This is a genomic window from Myxococcus guangdongensis (assembly GCF_024198255.1).
Taxonomy (GTDB): domain Bacteria; phylum Myxococcota; class Myxococcia; order Myxococcales; family Myxococcaceae; genus Myxococcus; species Myxococcus guangdongensis.
Map to the genome: position 1 here is coordinate 52707 of NZ_JAJVKW010000015.1, position 21935 is coordinate 74641.

Genomic DNA, 21935 nt, shown 5'->3' on the forward strand with positions numbered 1-21935 from the left:
TGTGACTCAGGTCCCGTCGCGCAGCTCGCCGAGGCGGCCCTTGGTGCCGGGGAGGCTTCCCGGGGGCAGCTTCGCGTAGATGTGCTTCACCGTGTCCGCGAGCGTCTCCTGCGCATCCCGCGCGCGGAAGCCCAGCTCGGCCTCGGCCTTGGCGGCGTCCAGCCAGAAGTAGTGCTCGCCAATCTCCACTTCCTGCGGGTCCAACGGCGCGGGCGTGCCGCGCAGCTTCGCCCAGCGCTCCAGCAGATGGCCGCCCAGGATGTTCACCTGCTTGGGCAGCTTGAGCCGGGGCGCGGACACCCCCGTGAGGCGCTCGAGACGGTGGAAGAACTCCGTCATCGTCATGTTCACGCCCATCAGGTGGCGGCCGTACACCTCGCCCCGCGTGAGCGCCTGGAGGAACGCTTCGGCCGCGTCGCGCACGTCCACGAAGGACATGCCGCCACCCGGCATCGCCGGAAGCTCCCGGTTGAGGAACTTCACCACCGTCCACGTGGACGACAGCCGGTCATCCCCGGGCCCCATCAACAGGCTGGGGTTGAGCACCACGAGCGGAATCGAGTGCTTGCGGCAGTACTCCAGCGACAGCTTCTCTTCGTAGATTTTCGACAGGTAGTACGGCCAGCGCGCCACCACCGCGAGCGGGTAGTCGGCGGACTCGTCGAGCACCGCCTCCTCCTTCGACACCGCCGTGGTGCCGGAGGTGGACGCGAGCACCACGCGCTTCACGCCCGCCTCGCGCACGTCACGCAAGAGCTCCCGCGTGCTGTCCACGTGCAGCTCGAACATCTTGCGCGCGTCCTTCGGCTGGAAGGAGACGAGCCCGGCCAGGTGGTACAGGCCCTCCACGCCGTCGAGCGCGCGGCGCACCGCTTCCCGGTCCTTCAAGTCACCCGCGACGTACTCGGTGCCCTGGTACGCCGGGCTCGTCGGACGCGAGCGCCCGATGAGGCGCACCGTGTGCCCGGCCGCCACCAGCTTCGGCACCAGATGCGCGCCGAGAAACCCCGTGCCTCCCGTCACCAGCAGCTTCACGAGTTCTTCCCTCCCGGCGCGTCATGCGCGGGCATGACCTGCACGTCCACCGAAGGGGGCGCGTCCAGGTGCAGCACCCGTCCGTCGCGCAGCTCCCGCACCGCGTCCTCGGCGATGCGCGTGGCGTAGCGGTAGCTCTCCGAGCGCGCCATGCCCTGCGTGCGCGCGCGCAGCGCCTCGTGGCCCAGCGCGGGACCGATGCTCACCTTCAGGTCCTTCGACTTGGGGAACACGCTGCCCTTGGGCAACGCGTCGAAGGCCCCGTGGATGTACAGCGGCAGCACGTCCACCCGGTACGTGAGCGCCAGGTAGCCCAGCGTGGACTTGAACTCCTGCAGCTCACCGGTGGGCGAGCGCGTGCCCTCCGGGAAGATGAGGACGTTGAAGCCCTGTCGCAGCGCCTCGCCCGCCTGACGCAGCGACTGGCGCAGCGAGCCGTGCCGTTCAATCGGCACCAGGTTGGTGAAGTTCTCGAACCAGGCGCGCTTGAGCGGCGTGTCGAAGAAGTAGTCGCGCGCGGCCAGCGACACCAGCCGGTCTCCCTGCTCCTCCAGCACCACCCGCACCAGGCCCGCGTCCAGATGGCTGGCGTGGTTGGCGATGACCAGGAAGTTTCGGTTCATCGGGATGAAGGGACGGCCCGTCACCTTCACGTCGAACACGCCGCCGTAGAGGACCTTCTGCCCGAAGGAGAGCAGCTGCCGGCCCACGTCCGCGACGACGTCCGGCACCGGAATCTCCACCTCCTCCGCCTTCTCATTCTGCTTGGAGATGTCCTTCGCGCGCGTCTCCGCCGACGGCCGCTTCCCGGACGCCACCACCAGCTTGCGCAGGTCCTCCACCGTCTGCACCTGCGTCAAGTCATCGATGGCCGGCAGCGGCACACCCGCGGCCTCCAGCGCGCTGGACAGCTCCGTGAGCATCAGCGAGTCGAAGCCCAGCTCTCCCGTCAGCTGCGTCTCCGGCCGCACGCTCGACACCGGCTTGTGGCTCACCTCGGCGATGAGCGGGAAGAGCCAGTCGGCCACGCCGCCCGTCGTCGTCGCCGCCGCGGACACCTTCTCGCGCGCCTTGGTGGCGGAGGCCGCCATGCGCTCCAGCCGCTGCAGCTCCTCCACCACCAGCTTGCGCTTCACCTTGCGCGTGGACGTGCGCGCCAGCTCGCCGTCCCAGAAGCGCAGCACCTTCATGCGACGGTAGAAGGGCATGCCCGCGCCCGTCTTGCGGAAGTGCTCCTCCAGCTCGCGGCGCACCTCCTCGCGGGGGCGCTCGCCGTAGTCCGGCACGCACAGGCACGCCACCTTCTCGCCACCCGCCTCGTCGGGCAGGCCGACGATGGACAGCTCCTTGATGTGCGGGTGCTCCTGGTACAGCTCCTCGAGCTCGTCCGGGTAGATGTTCTTCCCGTTGTGGTCGATGATGACGTCCTTGGCGCGGCCCACCAGGTACAGCCGCCCCTCGGCGTCGACACGGCCCAAATCGCCCGTGTGCAGCCAGCCCTCCTTGAGGACGGCCTCCGTCGCCTCCCGGTCCCCGAAGTAGCCCGCCATCACGTTGGGGCCCTTGGCCAGCACCTCGCCGATGCCGTCGTTGTCCGGGTTGAGGATTTTCACCTCGACGCCCGTGAGCGGCTTGCCCACCGAGCCCGGCGTGCGCTTGTTGCCCGGGTTCGCCACCGCGAGCACCGGCGCCGCCTCCGTCAGGCCGTAGCCCTCCGTGATGTTGAAGCCCAGCTCGTGGAAGGCCTTGTGGACCTCCTCGGGCAGCGCCGAGCCACCGGACACCAGCACCTTGATGCGACCGCCGAACTTGCGGTGCACCGGCCAGAACAAGAGCTTGCCCAGGTTGATGTCGGCCCGGTTCCGCAGCTCGCCGTGCGTGGCCATCATCGCCTTGATGGCCTGCTCGACGATGGGCGGACGGCTGGCGAACTCCTGCGTCATCTTGCGGTGCAGGAGCTGCCACAAGGCCGGCACGCCAATCATCGCGCTGATGCGGCCCGTCTCGAAGACCTCGCCCAGCCGGTCCGACGTCAGCTCGTCGATGTACGTGATTTCAGCGCCGCGTGAGAACGGCGTGAGGAAGCCCGCGGAGAACTCGAAGGTGTGGTGCAGGGGCAGCACGGACAGCACGCCGTCGCCCACGCCCACGTCGAACACGCCCGCGAGCTTCGCCACCAGCGAGGCGAAGTTGCGGTGCGTGAGCATCACGCCCTTGGGCGTGCCCGTCGTGCCGGACGTGAAGATGAGGCTCGCCAGGTCATCCGCGGACGCCGACTTGCGCACCGTGCCGATGCGGTCGTCCTTGGCCGCCGGGTCGCCCGTCATCGCCTGCGCCAGGCTCGCGATGATGACCGAGTCCCCCAGCGCGCCGAACAGGCCGGGGAAGTCGCGCGCCGCGTCCTCGGACATGAGGCACACCTTCGCCTCCGCCCGCTTCGCGATGTTGATGACCTCCGCCTCGCTCAGGCCCGGGTCCACCGGCACCATCGTGGCGCCCGCGCGGAGGATGCCGAAGAAGCACGTGCCCCACTCGGGCCGGTTCTCCGACACCAGCAGCACCCGGTCTCCCGCCTTCACGCCCGAGCTGAGCAGGAAGCTGCCCACGCGCGCCGCGTAGCGGTGCACCTCCCCGAAGGTGAAGCGCTCCTCCCGCTCGCCCGACACCATGCGGAAGGCCACGCGGTGACGGTACGCGTGCACCGTCGCCTCGAACATCTCCAGCAGGTCCCGGTGCGCGGGGATGACGGTGCGCTTCTCGCGCTCCTCCTCCAGGCCGGGGAACACCCACTTCTCCAGGCCCGGCAGGTGCGTCTCCATGAAGTAGGCGCGCCAGTCGATGTGCTCCGGGTCCCACGGAATCTTCAGCCGGTCCGCGTGCGCCATGCGCGTGTAGACGGAGCGCGTGTTGTCGCAGCGGAAGACGTAGCGGTTCTCGTAGAGGAAGGGGAGGAACAGGTCCGTCATCGCGATGAGGCTCGCGTTGCCGTCCACCACCCCGTCGAGCGACACCTTCGCCTTGTCCAGCATGGCCTGCACGGCCGGCGCGCCCCAGGCGGGACGCACCTCGTCGATGGCCTTCTTCAGGAACTTCGCGCCGCGCACCAGCATGGGCGCGCTGAACAGCTCGAACTCCAGCTTGCTCACCGGCTGCGGCTCCAGCCGCGAGCGCAGCGAGTTGAGCACCGCGTTGCCCGACTCGCGGTTGCGGTAGTAGCGCCGACGGTACAGGCCCACCAGCTCCACCGAGCGGCTGGCGTAGAACGGGTTCACGTCGCCGGACGCGAGCTGGTACACGCGCCGCTCCTCCACCTGGATGGAGTGCGCGGTGATGCCGAGGGTCGCCCCCGCCACCTGGTCCACCGGGATGATGTCCAGGATGGTGTTCTCACCGGCGGGGATGCCACCCGGGCCCTTGATGCCGGCGAAGGCCAGCGGCGCGGACGTGGTGAAGCCCTCGTTCCAGCCGGGGAAGGGGAAGTGCCGCGCGCTCTCCACGATGGAGGGCCGCACAATCGCGTAGCGCAGCCCCGGCGTGGCGGCGATGACCTGCTCGCCCAGGGACTTCGTGTACGTGTACGTGTTGGGCCAGCCCCAGTGCGCCGCGCGCTCCATGCCCGCGCGCACCAGCTCGCCGCTCAGCCACAGCTTGCGCTCACGGCCCACCGCCAGCCGCAGCGTCTTCTCGTCGTTGACGTCGCGGCCCTCCTCGGCGAGCCGGTCCAACGCCTTCTTGCGGAAGGTGGACGTCAGCGCGCGGTCATCGGCCTGCTCGCGCAGCCGCGCCACGATGCGCTCCGCGTCCTTCAGCTCCTGCTCCAGGCTGAAGTCGCGCCCGTCCAGCTCGTCCTTCTTGGGGAAGTAGCCGCGCACCTCCTCGTCCTCGAAGACGAGCCCGCTGCGGTTGCCCGCCACGAAGGAGGTGGACATGTGGATGAGCGGCACGCCCCAGCGCAGCGCCAGCTCCACCGCGTATTTCACGCCGTGGGTGTTGACGTTGAGGCCGACCTCCAGCGACGGGTTGAAGGACACCAGGCCCGCGCAGTTGACGAAGGCGTGCACCTGGCCCGTCAGCTCCGCCACCCGCGACTCCTCCAGCCCCACCCAGGGGTCGGTGATGTCGCCGTCAATCACTTCGCACTTCTTGCGCAGGAACTCGAGCGCGCCCTCCTCGCCGTAGGTGTCGCGCAGCGGCTGGAAGGGCTCGCTCGTCGCCACCTTGTCGAAGAAGCGCCGCTCGGCGGAGGCCGCGCTGCCCTTGCGGACGAGCACGTACACCCGCTCCAGCTCCTGCCCGTAGCGGTGCAGCAGCATGGACAGCGTCACCTTGCCCACGAAGCCCGTGGCACCGGCGAAGAGCAGGCGCTTGCCGGTGAAGACCTGGGAGACGTTCAGCTCGGGAAGCGGTGACATGTCCGTCCTCACTTCACGTCCACCATCACCGTGGGGGCGATGCGCAGCAGGCTGATGGTGGCCGAGCGCCCCATGAACCCGCGCGCCTCCTCGATGGCCTCGGTGAGCGTGTCGGTGCGGTCCCAGCCGAGCAGCGCCGGGACGTGGTTGTTCTCCGCGCCCGCGACGATGACCTTGCCCACGTGCTGGCGACCGTTCTCGCCCCAGTACCACATGTAGAACGGGTGCACGCCGTGGTAGGCGTTGTTCTTGCGGTACAGGTGCACGTAGCTGGGGTTCTCCGCGAACTCCTTCTCGTACTTGTGCTCCAGCTTCATCGAGTCGCGCGTCTCCGGCAGCAGCCGGTGGAAGAACTCGATGTAGCTGGGGTGGTGCTCCGGGTCGAACTCGTCGTAGGCCGGGTGCAACAGGATGAGCACGCCGCCCTTCTTCACCAGCGGCACGCCGCGGTTGAGGTTGAAGAAGTAGCCCAGCCCCATCACCTGCACGAGCAGCGGGTTGAGGATGGAGTTGACGCTGTACGGCGAGATGAACGGGATGGGGAAGATGACGATGTCGCTCTGCCCCTCCACCGGCACCGAGTACTGCTTCCAGCTGGTCTCCAGCGTCTTCTGGTGCGCGGGCTCCGTCGCTCCGGCGTACACGCCCGTCACGTCGTAGGGCGCGGGGATGGCGTTGAGCACCTTGCGCGCCGCCGCGCGCGGCATCTTCGACAACGCGTAGCGCATGGCCTGGAACTTCAGCCGGTCGCCCTCGGTGTAGTCCTCCTCGCGCTTGGCCAGGAAGTCCACGGGCGCGCCGAACATGCGGTTGTTCAGCGTGGTCTCGATGTGGAAGACCTTCAGGTGCTTGTCGATGTTGCGACCGATGCGCTCGTTGCTGCGATAGAGCGCGCTGGTCTTCGGCTCCATGTAGCTGTCCGACGCCCGGATGGTCTTCGGGTTGTGGTGGTGGCGCAGCGACGCGTAGTTGGACACGCCGGTGCCCATGGACTTGTGCCCGCCGTTCATGGGCACGAAGTTCACGTTCACGTAGATGATGAGGTCGCTCTCCGCGACGCGGCGGTTGACGGAGACCTCCTCGCCGTGCGCCGTGCGCTCGAGCGCGACGATGCCGTCCGGGTCCTCCGCGTCGTGGTTGTAGTAGCGGTCCGGGTAGTAGGCGTCGAAGATCTTCTCGCCCACCATCCGCTTCATCTCCCCCTCCGTCATGCGGCGGTGGAGCGCGTTGGCGATGACCAGGTGCACGTCGTCCACGCCGCTGTCCGCGGCCAACTCCAGGACGATCTCCAGGATGGACTGGCGCACGTCCGGCGTGACCATGGGCGGCAGGGGCACGCTGATGTCGTCGATGACGCACGTCAGGCGCATGCCCGGCTTGAGCAGCGCGTGCAGCGGCTCCATGCCCTCCGGGTGATTGATGGCCCAGCGGATGGCGGCCTTCACGTTGGGCACGCCCGCCATGGGCGGACGGGGGAAGATGACCCGGGTGCCCACGGGCAGGTCTTCCTGGAGGAAACCCTCGCCGTAGAACAGGGCGCGCGGGGGGCTGCCCTTCTCGGTGATGACGACCTGGCTTTCCTCGTCGTACAGCTTCTGGAGCGTCTTGAACGGGCGCATGGTGGGCACGGGGCTACTTGAGGTCGAGGATGGGCCAGTTGTAGGCGCGCGCGATGGAGCGCAGCCGCAGGTCCGGGTTCACCGCGGTGGGACGTCCCACCACCGCGAGCATCGCGTAGTCGGAGGCGCTGTCGGAGTAGCCGTGGCACTTGTCCAAGGTCAGCCCCTCCTTGGTGCAGTAGGCGCGGATGGAGTTCGCCTTGTTGGCGCCCTCGATGATGGGCGGAATCACCTTGCCGGTGGCCTTGCCGCCCACGAACTGCATCTTGTTGGCGATCAGGTCATCGGCGCCCAGGTGCCGGGCGAGCGGACGCATGGTGAAGTCCAGCGCCCCGGTGACGAGCACCACCTTGCACCCGCTGCGGCGCGCCTGGTCGATGAGGTCCTGGGTCTGCTCGAAGAGGGCGGGCTTGAGCACGTCCTCGAACATGTCCTCCGCGATGGTGACGAGCCGGTCCTCGCTCAACCCCGCGTAGTACCGGTAGAAGAACTCGTTGAACGTCTTGCGGTCCAGCGCGTCCATGACGCCGAAGAGCGGCACGCTCATCGCGGTGCTCAGCGTCCTGCCCGCGATGCCGAGCACGGAGCCCCGGTTCATCGCGTAGTACGCGTAGACGTGGACGACGTTCGTCTTCACGAGCGTCCCGTCGACATCGAAAAATGCGGCTTTCGAGGGCATGTGGCAGCGCAGCTTCCTGACACTCCAAGGGGGGTGAGGTCAACGAAACGAGGGCCGGGGGGCGGCAACCCCCGACCCTGCTAGCACGGCTAGAGCCAGCCATGCTCGCGGTACCACTCGGCGCTGCGGCGCACGGCGTCCTCCACCCCCCTCTGGGGCCGGAAGCCCAGCAGCCGCTCGGCCTTCGCGCCCGAGCAGGTCCAGGCCGGGGCGAGCAGCTGCCGCGCCATCTTCCGGCTCAGGGGCAGCTTGCGGCCCGTCACGCGCGACACGCCGTCCGCCGCCGACGCGAGGGTGGTGAGCAGCCAGGGGCTCACGCGCACCGTGCGGGGTGACAGCCCCAGCGCCCGGGCCCCCAGGTCCTGCACCGACTCCAGGGAGAGGGGTTCTCCGGGACCCGCGCAGAAGAAGGCCTCGCCGACCGCGCGCGGGTGCTCGGCCTGGAGGAGGAGCGCGTCCACCACGTCCTCCACGTCCACCATGGTGAGGGGACGGGGCCCGCCGGCCAGCTCCAGCCGGATGCCCTTCGTCGCCAGCCGGAAGAAGGCCAGGTTCTCACGGTCCCACGGCCCCAGGATGCGCGGCGGCCGGGACACCGTCACCGGCAGCCGGTCTCCATAGGAGAAGGCGATGCGCTCCGCCTCCGCCTTGCTCTCGCCGTACCACTCGTAGGGCTGGAAGGGGTCCTCCTCCACATGGGGACGGGTGGGGGAGGAGGGGCCCATGGCGGCCAGCGAGCCCACGAGCACCAGCCGGGGGCGGCTGCCGGAGGCCACCATGGCCTCGCACAACAGGCGGGTGCCCTCGGCGTTGACGCGCATGAAGTCCTCACGTGTCGCGCCGCGGCGAACGCCGGCCAGGTGGAAGACGACGTCCTGTCCCTCCACCGCCGGGGCGAGCGAGGCCCCCTGTGTCACGTCCCCCTCCACGCGGGTGTGGGGGATGCCCTCCAGGCCCGAGGCATCCGAGCCCCGCCTGAGCAGGCACGTCACCGTGTCACCCCGCGCGGCGAGGGCGCGGGTCAGCCAGATTCCGAGGAAGCCACCAGCTCCGGTGATGAGGGCACGCATGGGCATGGGACGTTTCATCCAAAAAAGTACACCTCGTCCGCAAGGGGTTTCCCACCTGGGGTCGTTCGAGCGCTCGGGGGACGACGAATCGCGCGGAGGCCGGATGGTCGGGCCTGGGCGGCGACGCAAGGGCCTCTCTGCGAGGAGGGAGGCACCCTGTCGAGGTGGCCCTCCGGGCGCATTTTTCGCGTCCGAGAGGTTCGCCCCCGAGGGAAGACATGCTGCGGAGCCGGTTTCTCGGGCATGAAACGCGTTGCGTAGGGCGTTTCTAGAGGGAAAAACGCAGGAGAGGGCTGTTTTTCGGGCTTGGGCGTGCTACCTACGCCCCACCGGCACTGGCTTGAATTGAAGCGAGGCCGCACAACGTCCCCTTCGGAGGGGAGGAGACTCAAGACGAATGGCTGCCAAGAAAGCTGCTGCGAAGAAGGCTCCCGCCGCCAAGAAGGCCCCTGCTGCCAAGGCTCGTAAGCCCAACGCGTCCTTCATGAAGGAGATGACTCCTTCCGCCGCGCTGGCTGAGATTGTCGGCACCAAGCCGCTGCCGCGCACCGAGGTCGTCAAGAAGCTCTGGGCGTACATCAAGAAGAACAACCTCCAGGACGCGAAGAACAAGCGGCAGATCAACGCCGACGACAAGCTCAAGCCCATCTTCGGCGGCAAGAAGAACGTCACCATGTTCGAGATGACCTCGCTGGTGAACAAGCAGCTGAGCTGAACCCAAGGCCGGGTCACCCGGCGGCTGCATCTCGAGGGCTCTCCGGAGGATTCCGGTGAGCCCTCTGCTTTTGTGGCGAGGGGCTCGTGGGAATCCGGGCCCTTGGAGCGTTGGCTGGAGGTCGGAAGGCACTCTGGGCTCTGGCGCGGCGGGCGATGGCGCCCTACCTCTGGGCCCCATGCTCCGCGACGGATTGGAAGAAGAGGGGACGGCTCCCACGGGCTCGTCGGGTGCCACCTTGAGCGCCGAGGCCCTGGCCGAGGGCCTGTTCAAGCGGGTGAAGGACGCGCTGGTCGAGCGCCCGCGCACGCCGCTCTCCACCTACCGCGTGCAGCTGCACCAGGGCTTCAACTTCCAGCAGGCGCGCGCCGTGGTGCCGTTCCTGCGCCGCCTGGGCATCAGCGACCTGTACGCGTCCCCCTACCTCAAGGCGACGCCGGGCAGCACCCACGGCTACGACTGCGTGGACCATCAGCACCTCAACCCGGAGGTGGGCTCCACCGAGGACCACCAGGCCCTGTGCGCCACGTTGCAGGAGCACGGCATGGGGCAGGTGCTGGACGTGGTGCCCAACCACATGGGCATCGAGCGCGGCAACCCGCTCTGGTTCGACGTGCTGGAGAACGGCCCGTCGTCCGTCTACGCCAAGTACTTCGACATCGACTGGTCGCCGGTGAAGGACGAGCTGCGCGACAAGGTGCTGCTGCCCATCCTGGGAGACCAGTACGGCGTGGTGCTGGAGAAGGGCGAGTTGAAGCTGTCCTTCCGCGACGGCGCCTTCTTCGTGAACTACTACGACCACCTGCTGCCCCTGGCGCCCCGGCAGTACGGCCGCGTGCTGCGCCACGGGTTGGAGCGACTGGAGGCGAAGCTGGGCGCGGAGGCCGAGCCCATGGTGGAGCTGCTCTCCATCCTCACGGCCATCGAGCACCTGCCGCTGCGCACCGAGGTGGAGCGCCCCCGCGTCGTCGAGCGGCACCGCGAGAAGGAGGTCATCAAGCGCCGGCTCGCCGCGGTGGCGCGGACGAGCCCCGAGGTGGCCGCGTACATCGAGGACAACATCCGCGTCTTCAACGGCGAGCCGGGCAACCCGCGCTCGTTCGACCTGTTGGACCGGGTGCTGGCCTCGTGCAGCTACCGGCTGGCGCACTGGCGGGTGGCGGGGGAGGAGATCAACTACCGGCGCTTCTTCGACATCAACGGCCTGGCGGCCATCCGCGTGGAGGACCCGGAGGTGTTCCAGGAGGCGCACGCGCGGGTCTTCCGCTGGCTGCGCGACGGCTGCGTCACCGGGCTGCGCATCGACCATCCGGACGGCCTGTTCGACCCGACCGCGTACTTCCTGGACCTGCAGGAGCGCTACTTCGTGGAGCGCGCGCACGCGGTGTTCCTCCAGGACCTGGCCGGGGACGACACGCGCTGGCCCGGCGTGGAGGTGTCGCTCAAGGAGCGCTGGCGCGCGGAGGTGACGCAGTCGCCGGACAGCGTCCTGCGCAAGGCGCTGTACGTGGTGGTGGAGAAGATTCAAGGCGGCCGCGAGCGCATCCCCGAGGCGTGGGCGGTGCACGGCACCACCGGCTACCGCTTCGCCAACGCGGTGAGCGGCGTCTTCGTGCACCCCGCCGCGGAGCCGCACCTGACGGAGACGTACGAGCGGCTCACCGGGGAGAAGGGCGACTTCGCCGAGCTCGTCTACCAGAAGAAGCTGCTCATCATGCGCGTGTCCATGGCGAGCGAAATCAACGTGCTGGCGCACGAGCTCAACCGCATCTCGGAGATGAGCCGCAGGACGCGCGACTTCACGCTCAACTCGCTGAGGCGCGCGCTGGTGGAGTTCATCGCGCTGTTCCCCGTGTACCGCACGTACGTGGACGGCTGGCGGCCGGGGCTGGACGCGCGCGACGTGCAGTACGTGGAGTGGACCATCCAGCGCGCCAAGGAGCGCAACGCCACCACCAACGCGTCCATCTTCGACTTCCTGCGCGACATCCTCCTGCGCCAGTACCCGCCCCAGTCCGACGAGCGCGAGCGCGCCGTCATGCTGCGCTTCGCCATGAAGCTGCAGCAGGTGACGGGGCCCGTCATGGCCAAGGGCCTGGAGGACACCGTCTTCTACATCTACAACCGGCTGGTGAGCCTCAACGAGGTGGGCGGTGAGCCCGAGCGCTTCGGCACGCGCACCACCACCTTCCACCTGCGCAACCAGGAGCGCGCCGAGCACTGGCCGGCGAGCCAGCTCACCACCAGCACCCACGACACCAAGCGCAGCGAGGACGTGCGCGCGCGCATCAACGTGCTGACGGAGCTGCCCGAGGAGTGGCGCAAGCTGGCGCGGCGCTGGCTGCGGCTGACGGAGAAGTTCGCGCAGGCCCTGCCGTCCGGCGCGGCCCCCAGCGCCAACGACGTGTACCTGTTCCTCCAGACGCTGGTGGGCGCCTGGCCCATGGGGGAGACGCTGTCCCCCGAGTCCCGGGCCGACTTCCACCGCCGGATGCGCGAGTACATGTCCAAGGCCATCAAGGAGGCCAAGGTCCGCACCTCCTGGACCAACCCGGACAGCGCCTACGACGACGCGGTGGCGTCCTTCGTGGACGCGTGCTTCGACGAGGCGAAGGGCGGAGGCTTCCTGGAGGAGGTGCGCGTCTTCAAGCGCCGCATCGAGCGCGCGGGCCAGCACAACGCCCTGAGCCAGCTCCTCCTGAAGCTCGCGTCGCCCGGCGTGGTGGACACGTACCAGGGCTGCGAGCTGTGGGATTTGTCCCTGGTGGACCCGGACAACCGGCGGCCGGTGGACTTCACCCTGCGCTCCAAGCTCCTGGAGGAGCTGGACGCCCAGGCGCGCGAGGACGCCCCCGGGCTGTGCTCGCGGCTGGTGGCGGGCCTGGATGACGGGCGGGCCAAGCTCTTCCTGCTGGCCCACGGGCTGCGGCTGCGTCAGCGTCAGCAGGAGCTGTTCCGGCGGGGCGGCTACCGGGCGCTGGAGCTGTCCGGGCCCCGCTCCCAGGCGGCGGTGGCCTTCTCGCGCGAGCTGGACGACGCGGGCGTGGTGGTGTGCGCGCCGCGTTACGTGCTGGAGGCCCTGGAGTCCCCCCAGGGGCTCCGCGGCGCCTATGCCGACACGTTCCTGGACCTTCCCGAGGCATATGCGGGCATGATGTTCCGCGATGTCTTCACCGGGCGACAGGTGCGGCCCGAGCGGGGTGCGGGTGGCGTGGTGCTGCCCCTCGCGCCGCTCCTGGAGCGGTTCCCGGTGGTGCTGCTGGAGAGGAGCACGGGATGAGGAGGGCCGAGGTGCTTCCAGGGAAGCCGTTTCCCCTGGGCGCCACGTATGACGGGCACGGAGTCAACTTCGCGGTCTTCAGCGAGCACGCGAAGAAGGTGGAGGTCTGCCTCTTCGACGCACAGGAGCCCACGCGCGAGACGCGCCGCTTCCCGCTCCTGGAGACCACGCACCAGGTGTTCCACGGCTACGTGCCGGACCTGAAGCCGGGCACGCTGTACGGCCTGCGCGTGCACGGGCCGTTCGAGCCCAAGAAGGGCTTTCGCTTCAACCCGCACAAGCTGCTGGTGGACCCCTATGCCCGCGCCATCCACGGGCAGGTGGACTACCGTGCGCCCATCTACGGCCACGTCCAGGGCGGCAAGGACGAGGACCTGGTCCAGGACAAGCAGGACGACGCCGCGGGGGTGCCCAAGGCGGTGGTGCTCGAGGACGCGTTCGACTGGGAGGGGGACACCCACCCGCGCGTGCCCTGGCCTCAGACCGTCCTGTACGAGCTGCACGTCAAGGGCTTCACGAAGCTCAACCCCCGCGTGCCGGAGGCCCTGCGCGGCACCTACGCGGGCCTGGGACACCCGGCCACCATCGAGCACCTGAAGAAGGTGGGCGTCACCGCGGTGGAGCTTTTGCCCATCCACCACATCGTCGACGAGCCGTTCCTCGCCGAGCGCGGACTCACCAACTACTGGGGCTACAGCACGCTGGGCTACTTCGCGCCGGACGCGCGCTATGGCACCGCGGGCGCCCCGGGCGCGCAGGTGGACGAGTTCAAGGGGATGGTGAAGGCGCTGCACAAGGCGGGCATCGAGGTCATCCTCGACGTCGTCTACAACCACACCTGCGAGGGCAACCAGCTGGGCCCCACGTTGTCCTTCAAGGGCCTGGACAACGGCGCGTACTACCGGCTGACGGAGAAGGACCCGCGCTACTACCTGGACGTCACCGGCACGGGCAACTCGTGGAACGCCACCCACCCGTACGCGCTGAAGCTGGTCGCCGACAGCCTGCGCTACTGGGTGGAGCAGATGCACGTGGACGGGTTCCGCTTCGACCTGGCCACCACGCTGGGCCGCGACAGGCACGGCTACGACACCCGCGCGGCCTTCTTCCAGATCATCCACCAGGACCCGGTGCTCAGCCGGGTGAAGCTCATCTCCGAGCCCTGGGACGTGGGCGACTTCGGCTACCAGGTGGGCAACTTCCCCGTCCTGTGGAGCGAGTGGAACGGCAAGTACCGCGACACCATCCGGCGGTACTGGAAGGGGGATGACCGGCAGGCGGCGGAGATTGGCTACCGGCTCACCGGCAGCTCGGACTTGTATGCGCTGTCCGGCCGCAAGCCCTCCGCGAGCGTGAACTTCGTCACCGCGCACGACGGCTTCACGCTGCACGACCTCGTCACCTACAACGACAAGCACAACGAGGCCAACGGCGAGGACAACCGCGACGGCGGCAACGACAACCACTCCTGGAACTGCGGCGTGGAGGGCGAGACGGCCGACGTGAAAATCAAGGCCCTGCGCGAGCAACAGAAGCGCAACTTCCTGGCCACGCTCTTCCTGTCCCAGGGCGTGCCCATGCTGGTGGCCGGCGACGAGATGGGCCGCACCCAGAAGGGCAACAACAACGCCTACTGTCAGGACAACGCGCTGTCGTGGGTGAACTGGGAGCTCGACGACACCCAGCGCGCGCTGCTGGACTTCACCTGCCGGCTGACGCGCCTGCGCCGCGAGCAGCCCGTGCTGCGCAAGCGCCGCTTCTTCCGCGGCGCCCACATGTGGGACAGCGAGCTGAAAGACTTGGCGTGGTTCCGGCCGGACGGCAAGGAGATGCGCAAGGACGACTGGGAGAAGCCCTATGTGCGCTCGCTCGCCATCCTCCTGGGCGGGGACGCCATCGCGGCGCCGGACGACGAGGGCAACCGGATTGTCGGTGACACGGTGCTGGTGCTGATGAACGCCCACCACGAGCCCATCAGCTTCCTCTTGCCGGCGCTGGAGTGGGGTGCGGACTGGGAGCAGGTGGTAGACACATCCACGGCGGAGGAGTCCCAGCACGCCCACACGCAGGCGGGCGGCAAGGTGCAGGTGGCGGGGCGCTCGTTGATGGTGCTGCGCCGGCCGTCGACGGAGTAACGCTCCAGGCGGGGACGGGTGGACCAGGCCTGCGGATGGGGGCCTGGGCGGTTACACGGAAGTGTCGACGCCCGGACGCGCCGCCGCTAGGGTGCGCCCGCCGTTCCTGAAACAGGATTCATACGTGAATACGCAAGTCGCGCTCTGGGTGGGCTTCAACCTCTTCGTCCTGGCGATGCTCGCCGTGGACCTCGGGCTGTTCCACCGCAAGGACCACGCGGTGACGCCCAAGGAAGCGGGCATCTGGACGCTGGTGTGGATCACCATCAGCCTGACGTTCTGCGGAGGCATCTGGTACTTCGCCGGCAGCACGCCCGCGCTCCAGTGGGTGACGGCCTATGTCGTGGAGTACTCGCTCTCCGTCGACAACCTGTTCGTCTTCCTGCTGGTGTTCAGCTACTTCCGGGTGGCGCCCGAGCACCAGCACCGGGTGCTGTTCTGGGGCATCCTGGGCGCGTTCGTCATGCGCGCGGTGCTCATCATCGCGGGCACGGCGCTGGTGTCGCGCTTCCACTGGCTCATCTACCTGTTCGGCGCCTTCCTCGTCTTCACCGCGGTGAAGATGCTCTTCTCCAAGGACGAGGAGATCGACCCGGAGCAGCAGAGCATCGTCAAGCTGGCGCGCCGGGTGCTGCCGGTGGCCCGCATGGGCGAAGGCAGCCGCTTCTTCGTCACCGAGGATGGCCGGCGCAAGGTGACGCCGCTGTTCATCGTCCTGCTGGTGGTGGAGGCCACGGACCTGCTCTTCGCCCTGGACTCCATCCCCGCGGTGCTGGGCATCAGTCAGGACGCGTTCATCGTCTACACGTCCAACGTGTGCGCCATCCTGGGCCTGCGCTCGCTGTTCTTCGTCGTGGCCAGCCTGATGGAGAAGTTCCACTTCCTGAAGCTGGGGCTGAGCGCCATCCTGGCCTTCGTGGGCGTGAAGATGCTCATCACGTACTTCGACATCCACATGCACATCGGCCTGTCGCTGGGCGTGATTGGCGGCATCCTCCTGACGGCCATCGTCGCCTCGCTCATCTGGCCCAAGAGCCCGGAGCCCGGTCATGACCGGGAGAGCGCCAAGACCTGAGCCCGGGTGCGGGGGGGGGGCGCCGGGGTTTTGCTTGCAACCCGGGGGCCTTGCCTTCAAATGTGGAGGCATGTCTTCCAGCGCCACCACTGATGGCATCCGAATCACCGTGAAGCCGGCCTACTGGCCCGAGCGCAGCTCGCCCGAGTCGGGGCAGTACGCGTTCATGTACACGGTGGAAATCGTCAACGAGGGGGAGGCGCCCGCGCAGCTCAAGGCGCGGCACTGGGTCATCACGGATGCCTCCGGGAAGGTGGAGGAGGTGAAGGGGGAGGGCGTGGTGGGTCGCCAGCCTCGCGTGGCCCCGGGCGAGCGCTTCGAGTACACGAGCTGGGCGATGCTGCGCACGCCCTTCGGGACGATGCGCGGCAGCTACGACATGGAGCGCCCGGACGGCTCGCACTTCGAGGCGCGCATCGCCGAGTTCGCCCTCACGCTGCCCAACGCCCTGCACTGATGAACACGCCCGCCAACAAGCCAGGGCTGCTGCTCGTCAACCTGGGCACGCCGGACGCGCCCCACAGCGGGCCGGTGCGGCGCTACCTGCGCGAGTTCCTGAGCGACCCCCGGGTGGTGGACATCCACCCCGTGGGGCGCTGGATGCTGCTCAACCTCATCATCCTGCCCACGCGCCCGGCCAAGAGCGCGGAGGCGTACCGCAAGGTGTGGATGCCGGAGGGCTCGCCGCTCCTGGTGTACAGCCGGGCGCTGGAGGTGGCGGTGCGCGAGAAGCTGGGCCACGCGTACGACGTGGCGCTGGCCATGCGCTACGGCAGCCCGTCCATCCCCGACACGGTGGCGGCGATGCGCGCGCGCGGCGTGTCGGACTTCACGGTGCTGCCGCTGTACCCGCAGGAGGCCACGTCCTCGTCGGCGTCCTCGCTCGCGCGGGTGTACGAGGTGCTCTCCAGCGGCTGGGACGTGCCCAACGTGCGCGCGGTGCCGGCCTTCCATGGGCACCCGTCGTTCCTGGATGCCTTCGCGGAAGTGGCGCGGCCGGTGATTGCCGAGGCGCGGGCGGACCACGTGCTCTTCAGCTACCACGGCGTGCCGGAGCGCCACGTGCGCAAGACGGACACGTCGGGGCGGCACTGCTTCGCGTCCGCGGGGTGCTGTGACGCGCTCACGGACGCCAACCGGCACTGCTACCGGGCCCAGTGCTTCGCCACCACGCGGGGGATTGTCGAGCGGCTGGGGCTTGCCCAGGGCGGCTTCAGCGTGTCCTTCCAGTCGCGACTGGGGCGCACGCCGTGGGTGAAGCCCTACACGGACCTGGTGCTGCCGGAGCTGGCGAAGCAGGGCGTGAAGCGGCTGGCGGTGATGTGCCCGTCCTTCGTCGCCGACTGCCTGGAGACGCTGGAAGAGGTGGGCATGCGGGCCCGCGAGCAGTTCGTCGAGGCGGGGGGCGAGTCGTTGACGCTCGTCCCCTCGCTCAACGCCCACCCGGCGTGGGTGGACGCGGTGGTGCGGATGGTGCGCGAGTCCGACGGCGCGGCTACTGCTGGGGCTTCGCCGTGGCAGCAGGGGGCGCCGACTCCCGCGCGGTGAGCTGGAGCTTCACCGTGCCGGGCGGCACCTGCAGGGCGTTGGTGGGGAAGGGCCCGCGCGAGGACGACGCGATGGTGCCCTCCCACGTGCGCCACCGGCCGGCCTTCACCAGGAACTCCCCCTTGCCGGTGATGCGCACCTCGGCGCTGGCGTCCGTGGTGGGCGGACCGGCGGACTCGTCCACGGGCTCGGCCTCCTCCTCGGCCGGGTCGTCCGCGCGCGCGGGCACCGTCGGCGGGGCGCGGCGGCTGGTCACCTTGCCGGAGAGCTGCTCGAGCAGGTCGTACTCCAGCGTGGCCACCTGGTCGCCGCCCTCGGCGGTGAGCGCGGTGAGCTTCACGCGGTTGCGGCGCTCCGTCTTGGTGGTGGTGAAGAGGGGACCCAGCGCGTCGTGCGTGAGCAGCTCCGTGCCCAGCGCCCAGGTGTCGTTGGGGCCCACGGGCGCGAGCGGCAGCTCCAGCACCAGCGCGGCGATGTTGCGGTTGATGCCCTGGAGGCCGTCGAGCACGAAGCCGCGCTCGCTCAGCGCGCCCGTGTCCTCGGTGGTGTCCTTGCCCTCGGGGAGCACGCGCAGGCGGTAGTCGCCGGAGTTGGTGCGCTCCAGCACGTAGGTGAAGCCGCTGGGGAAGGGCGTGGCGGGGGCGGCGCGCTGGGGCGCGGCCTCCTCCTTGCCCTTGCCCTTCTTGTCCTTGGCGGCAGTCTCCTCGGCGGCCTCCTGCGGCGCGGGGGCGGCGCCGGAGCGCTCCATCTCCAGGTGGTAGGTGACGGGGGTGCCCGCGGCGAGCTTCCAGCGGAGCGTCACCTTGGACGGGTCGACCGGGGGCTGGGCGGCGGTGGGCGCGGCTCCGGGGGCGGGCGCGTCCTTCATGCCTGGAGGACGCGGAATGGGCTCGAGCTGGCCTCGGGGTTCTTCCTTGCAGGCGGACAACGACAGGGCGACGACCAGTCCGAACAGGCTTCGCATCACGCGGGGACGCTCCTCTGGGAGTACACGCGGGATATCGGAGCCCCACCAGTCATTCAAGTCCGTCACCCGGCCGCGTGCGTCCGGGCGGATTCACCGTGGGAGTGGCCCTCGGGCGCCCGGGGGCCCTCGCGGTGCTCTTTGGGGCCGCGAGCGTTGTCCGGATGCGTCATCAGGGCGAGTGGGCCACGTAGAGGTCCACCTGCTCCTTCACCTTGTGGGCGAAGTCGGGGTTGAGGCGCTCGAGGATGGCCCACTCCAGGTCCAGGTCGCGGCGGATGTTGGCGCGGGCGGAGCGCGTCTGGAGCTCGGGCTCGGAGGCGATGAGCTCGGCGGGGGCGGCGTTGGGCTTGTCGTCGAGGGTGGCGCCCGTCGTCTGGCGCAGACCGAAGGGCAGGGCCTGGGTCCTGGCGAAGGTGGTGGCGGCCATCTCGTAGGCGCGCACGACGAAGCGGCCATCCGCGCGGACGCGGCCCTCGATGTAGAGGCGCGACCAGCTGGAGCCCATGTCGTAGCTGCCGTTCACCTTCCACGGTGTCTGGAGGAAGTAGGGGTCGGTGCTGGGCAGCAGCGCGTAGCCGCGCTCGCTGAGCTCCGCTTCCGCGGCCTTCATCACCTGCATGGCGGGCAGGTCGTAGACCACGAGCCCGCTGGTTCGACCGAGCAGCGCCTTCTGGGGACTGCTGGTGCAGCCGGATGCGCACACGGCGGCCATCAGGCCCGCCCATGGGGCGAGCCACCGTCTCGTCATCGTCATCGTCGCCTCGTTCGGGGTGTGGGCCGCGTGTGGAGGAGACTCGCCTCGCACGCGGGACATCTTGAACAACGCGGCGATGCTCGCGGCATATCGCGCGGCGCCGGACTCGGGCGGAGGCTGTCTCCCGTCGCGCGTCGCAGGTGGCGCGAGGCGCCGCGCTCATGCTCCAGCCTTGCGTGTCGGGGCGCGAGGATGAACCGCTCAGTGATTCGGACCACGAGGCGCGGCGGCTCGCGCGAGCCTGTCCCGCACCGCGATGCCCAGGCCGCTCGCCGAGGGCAGGCAGGCCACGAGCACGTCGTGGCCCTTCTCGTCCGCCTCGCGCAGCCTCGCGTACAACACGCGCGCCGCGCCCGCCGGGTCCTCCGGCACGTCGAAGCGCGGCACGTCGCCCGGGAGCTCCAGTCCTCGTGGACCGAGCACGCCGACACTCAAGCCCTGCTCCCTCAACGCGCGCACCCGCGCCGCGGCCTCTCCGGGCTCCGCGAGCACCACGCCCGCGCGGGGCGCGTAGTGCGACTCCAGCGAGCCGGACACGCGGACCCTGGACGCGACGCGCACCGGCACCGGATGCCCCAGCACGCGCTCGATGGCCTCGGCCGACAGCCCGCCGGGCCGGAGGATGGCGGGCGAGCCGGAGCTCACGTCGACGATGGTGGACTCGACGCCCACGTCACACGGTCCACCATCCAACACCAGGTCCACGTCGCTCCCCAGGTCCACCCGCACGTGCTCCGCGGTGGTGGGGCTCACGCGGCCGAAGCGGTTGGCGCTCGGCGCCGCCACGCCGCCGCCCAGGGCCTTCAGCACCGCGAGCGCCACGGGGTGTCCGGGCACGCGCAGGGCCACCGTGTCCTGGCCGCCGGTGATGGCGTCCGTGGCGCGCGGCGTGCGCGGGAGCACCATCGTGAGGGGACCCGGCCAGAAGGCCTCGGCGAGGCGGCGCGCGGCCTCGGGGACCTCCCGGGCCCACGAGGACAGGTGCTCGACCCCCGCCAGGTGGACGATGAGCGGATGGGTGGCCGGACGGCCCTTGATGGCGAAGACACGGCGCACGGCCAGCTCGTCCTCGGCGTTGGCCGCCAGGCCATACACCGTCTCCGTTGGCAGGGCGATGACACCACCACTGCGCAGCACTTCCACCGCGCGTTCGACGAGCTCCGGCTTTACCATGCGATGCCGCACTGTCGCGCCAGGAGGCGTCATGAGCAAGTCACTCGTCTTCGAGGCGCGCAGTCGGGCACCCATCCCCGCGACCGAGCTGTTCGCCTGGCATGCCCGGGAAGGGGCGCTCGCACGGCTGACGCCCCCGTGGGAGCGGATGGAGCTGCTCGAGCGCACCGGCGACGGCATCCACACCGGCGCCCGCGTCGTCATGAAGATGCACATGGGCCCCATCCCCCGCCGCTGGGTGGCCGAGCACACCGCGTACGTCGAGGGCTCCCTCTTCCAGGACACGCAGGTGTCCGGCCCCTTCTCGAAGTGGGTCCACACCCATCGCATGTGGCCCGAGCCCGCCACGAACTCCTCCATCCTCGAGGATGAAATCGAGTACGTGCTGCCCGTGGGCCCACTGGGCCGGCTCTTCGGCGGCGGCTTCGCGCGCCACACCCTGGAGCGGATGTTCGCCTATCGCCACCGGGTGACCCTGGTGGACGCACGTCGCCACCTGGCGTTCGCGGACCAGGGCCCCTTGCGCGTGGCCGTCACCGGCGCGTCGGGGCTCATCGGCTCGGCGCTCCTGCCGCTGCTCACCACAGGAGGACACCGGGTCCAGCGGTTGGTGCGAGGGCGCGCGGACGCCTCGCGCCACGAGGTGGCGTGGGCGCCGGACAAGGGGGAGGTGGACACCGCCGCGCTGGAGGGCGTGGACGCGGTGGTGCACCTGGCGGGCGCCAACGTCGCCGGCAAGCGCTGGTCCCCCGAGTACAAGGACGCCATCCTGAAGAGCCGCTCCGAGGGCACGCTCACGCTGTCCGAGGCGCTGGCGAAGATGAAGAAGAAGCCCCGCGTGCTGGTGTGCGCGGCGGGCAGCGGCATCTACGGCGACCGGGGCGACGAGCCGCTCACCGAGGAGAGCGCGCCGGGCACGGGCTTCCTCGCGGACGTGTGCCGCGTCTGGGAGGCGGCCACCGCGCCCGCCGAGGCCGCGGGCATCCGCGTGGTGCACCTGCGCATCGGCCCGGTGCTCGACGCGCGTGACGGCGCGCTGGCGAAGATGCTGCCCGCGTTCCTCGCGGGCGGCGGTGGGCCCATCGGCTCGGGGCGGCAGTGGATGGGCTGGGTGTCGATGGAGGACATCCTGGGGCTCATCCACTTCAGCCTCTTCACCCAGGCGGCCCGGGGGCCCATCAACGCGGTGGCGCCGGGCGCGGTGCGGCAGGCGGACTTCGCCCGGACGCTCGGCCGGGTGCTGCGGCGGCCCGCCTTCCTGCCCATGCCCGCGGCCGTCATCAAGACGCTCTTCGGGCAGATGGGGCAGGAGGCCCTGCTGGCGGGTGCCCGGGTGCTCCCCAACGCCGCCGAGCGGCTCGGCTACGCGTTCCTCTTCCCGGAGCTGGAGGGGGCGCTGCGCTTCACGCTCGGCCGCACCACGGCGGGCCCGGAGTTCCGCCATGGCTGAGTGGTTCGAAGCTTGACAATCCC

Annotated in this window: 15 protein-coding genes; 7 read left to right on the forward strand and 8 right to left on the reverse strand. The window is 69.7% G+C overall.

Annotated elements, in window-relative coordinates:
- Positions 1 to 6: 6 nt before the first annotated feature.
- The 5 genes from LXT21_RS35565 to LXT21_RS35585 form a co-directional block, all read right to left on the reverse strand.
- Positions 7 to 1035, reverse strand: coding sequence for an NAD-dependent epimerase/dehydratase family protein (locus LXT21_RS35565; RefSeq protein WP_254042682.1), 1029 nt, complete (start codon positions 1033 to 1035; stop codon positions 7 to 9).
- The gene (locus LXT21_RS35570) at positions 1032 to 5447 is read right to left on the reverse strand and encodes an AMP-binding protein (protein WP_254042683.1); all 4416 of its coding nucleotides are present in this window, start codon (positions 5445 to 5447) and stop codon (positions 1032 to 1034) included. Before LXT21_RS35570 ends, LXT21_RS35565 begins: the two co-directional genes overlap by 4 nt.
- An 8-nt stretch (positions 5448 to 5455) precedes the next feature.
- Complete coding sequence (locus tag LXT21_RS35575; RefSeq protein ID WP_046711678.1) at positions 5456 to 7066, reverse strand: lactate racemase domain-containing protein; 1611 nt, start codon at positions 7064 to 7066, stop codon at positions 5456 to 5458.
- A 13-nt stretch (positions 7067 to 7079) separates the two neighbouring features.
- Positions 7080 to 7745 (reverse strand): HAD family hydrolase, encoded by a 666-nt coding sequence (locus LXT21_RS35580; RefSeq protein ID WP_046711679.1) that lies wholly within the window; start codon positions 7743 to 7745, stop codon positions 7080 to 7082.
- 89 nt (positions 7746 to 7834) lie between these two features.
- A complete protein-coding gene (locus LXT21_RS35585; RefSeq protein WP_254042835.1) occupies positions 7835 to 8815 on the reverse strand; it encodes an NAD-dependent epimerase/dehydratase family protein in 981 nt (326 codons plus the stop codon).
- Between the two features lie 397 nt (positions 8816 to 9212).
- On the opposite strand from LXT21_RS35585, the gene LXT21_RS35590 reads away from it, so the two are divergent.
- The 6 genes from LXT21_RS35590 to hemH all read left to right on the forward strand — a co-directional run bounded on the left by LXT21_RS35590 (position 9213) and on the right by hemH (position 17568).
- Positions 9213 to 9530 carry an SWIB/MDM2 domain-containing protein gene (locus LXT21_RS35590; protein WP_254042684.1) on the forward strand — a complete coding sequence of 106 codons (318 nt, stop codon included), beginning with the start codon at positions 9213 to 9215 and terminating at the stop codon, positions 9528 to 9530.
- A 178-nt stretch (positions 9531 to 9708) separates the two neighbouring features.
- A complete protein-coding gene (treY, locus tag LXT21_RS35595) occupies positions 9709 to 12810 on the forward strand; it encodes a malto-oligosyltrehalose synthase (protein WP_254042685.1) in 3102 nt (1033 codons plus the stop codon).
- A complete protein-coding gene (gene glgX / locus LXT21_RS35600; RefSeq protein WP_254042686.1) occupies positions 12807 to 14945 on the forward strand; it encodes a glycogen debranching protein GlgX in 2139 nt (712 codons plus the stop codon). Before treY ends, glgX begins: the two co-directional genes overlap by 4 nt.
- Before the next feature lie 124 nt (positions 14946 to 15069).
- Positions 15070 to 16020, forward strand: a complete 951-nt coding sequence (locus tag LXT21_RS35605) for a TerC family protein (RefSeq protein ID WP_254042687.1) — start codon at positions 15070 to 15072, stop codon at positions 16018 to 16020.
- 70 nt (positions 16021 to 16090) lie between these two features.
- Entirely contained in the window at positions 16091 to 16477 is a 387-nt protein-coding gene (gene apaG / locus LXT21_RS35610) for a Co2+/Mg2+ efflux protein ApaG (RefSeq protein WP_254042688.1), read from the forward strand.
- On the forward strand, positions 16477 to 17568 hold the full coding sequence (hemH, locus tag LXT21_RS35615; RefSeq protein ID WP_254042689.1) for a ferrochelatase: 1092 nt from the start codon (positions 16477 to 16479) through the stop codon (positions 17566 to 17568). Before apaG ends, hemH begins: the two co-directional genes overlap by 1 nt.
- Here the strand turns inward: hemH and LXT21_RS35620 are convergent.
- From LXT21_RS35620 to LXT21_RS35630, 3 genes are all read right to left on the reverse strand, one after another.
- Positions 17516 to 18532, reverse strand: coding sequence for a hypothetical protein (locus tag LXT21_RS35620; protein ID WP_254042836.1), 1017 nt, complete (start codon positions 18530 to 18532; stop codon positions 17516 to 17518). The genes hemH and LXT21_RS35620 overlap by 53 nt on opposite strands.
- 172 nt (positions 18533 to 18704) lie before the next feature.
- A complete protein-coding gene (locus tag LXT21_RS35625) occupies positions 18705 to 19289 on the reverse strand; it encodes a hypothetical protein (protein WP_254042690.1) in 585 nt (194 codons plus the stop codon).
- Positions 19290 to 19490: 201 nt separating this feature from the next.
- Positions 19491 to 20462, reverse strand: coding sequence for an L-threonylcarbamoyladenylate synthase (locus LXT21_RS35630; protein ID WP_254042837.1), 972 nt, complete (start codon positions 20460 to 20462; stop codon positions 19491 to 19493).
- A gap of 31 nt (positions 20463 to 20493) precedes the next feature.
- Between LXT21_RS35630 and LXT21_RS35635 the strand changes: the two genes are divergently transcribed.
- Positions 20494 to 21912 (forward strand): TIGR01777 family oxidoreductase, encoded by a 1419-nt coding sequence (locus LXT21_RS35635; protein WP_254042691.1) that lies wholly within the window; start codon positions 20494 to 20496, stop codon positions 21910 to 21912.
- The last annotated feature ends 23 nt before the right edge of the window (positions 21913 to 21935 follow it).

Coding starts and splice junctions, on each gene's coding strand:
- apaG (WP_254042688.1), top strand. CDS start 16,091: ATGTCTTCCAGCGCCACCACTGATGGCATCCGAATCACCGTGAAGCCG.
- treY (WP_254042685.1), top strand. CDS start 9,709: ATGCTCCGCGACGGATTGGAAGAAGAGGGGACGGCTCCCACGGGCTCG.
- LXT21_RS35585 (WP_254042835.1), bottom strand. CDS start 8,815: ATGCGTGCCCTCATCACCGGAGCTGGTGGCTTCCTCGGAATCTGGCTG.
- LXT21_RS35620 (WP_254042836.1), bottom strand. CDS start 18,532: ATGCGAAGCCTGTTCGGACTGGTCGTCGCCCTGTCGTTGTCCGCCTGC.
- hemH (WP_254042689.1), top strand. CDS start 16,477: ATGAACACGCCCGCCAACAAGCCAGGGCTGCTGCTCGTCAACCTGGGC.
- LXT21_RS35590 (WP_254042684.1), top strand. CDS start 9,213: ATGGCTGCCAAGAAAGCTGCTGCGAAGAAGGCTCCCGCCGCCAAGAAG.
- LXT21_RS35635 (WP_254042691.1), top strand. CDS start 20,494: ATGAGCAAGTCACTCGTCTTCGAGGCGCGCAGTCGGGCACCCATCCCC.
- LXT21_RS35630 (WP_254042837.1), bottom strand. CDS start 20,462: ATGGTAAAGCCGGAGCTCGTCGAACGCGCGGTGGAAGTGCTGCGCAGT.
- glgX (WP_254042686.1), top strand. CDS start 12,807: ATGAGGAGGGCCGAGGTGCTTCCAGGGAAGCCGTTTCCCCTGGGCGCC.
- LXT21_RS35575 (WP_046711678.1), bottom strand. CDS start 7,066: ATGCGCCCGTTCAAGACGCTCCAGAAGCTGTACGACGAGGAAAGCCAG.
- LXT21_RS35570 (WP_254042683.1), bottom strand. CDS start 5,447: ATGTCACCGCTTCCCGAGCTGAACGTCTCCCAGGTCTTCACCGGCAAG.
- LXT21_RS35580 (WP_046711679.1), bottom strand. CDS start 7,745: ATGCCCTCGAAAGCCGCATTTTTCGATGTCGACGGGACGCTCGTGAAG.
- LXT21_RS35625 (WP_254042690.1), bottom strand. CDS start 19,289: ATGACGATGACGAGACGGTGGCTCGCCCCATGGGCGGGCCTGATGGCC.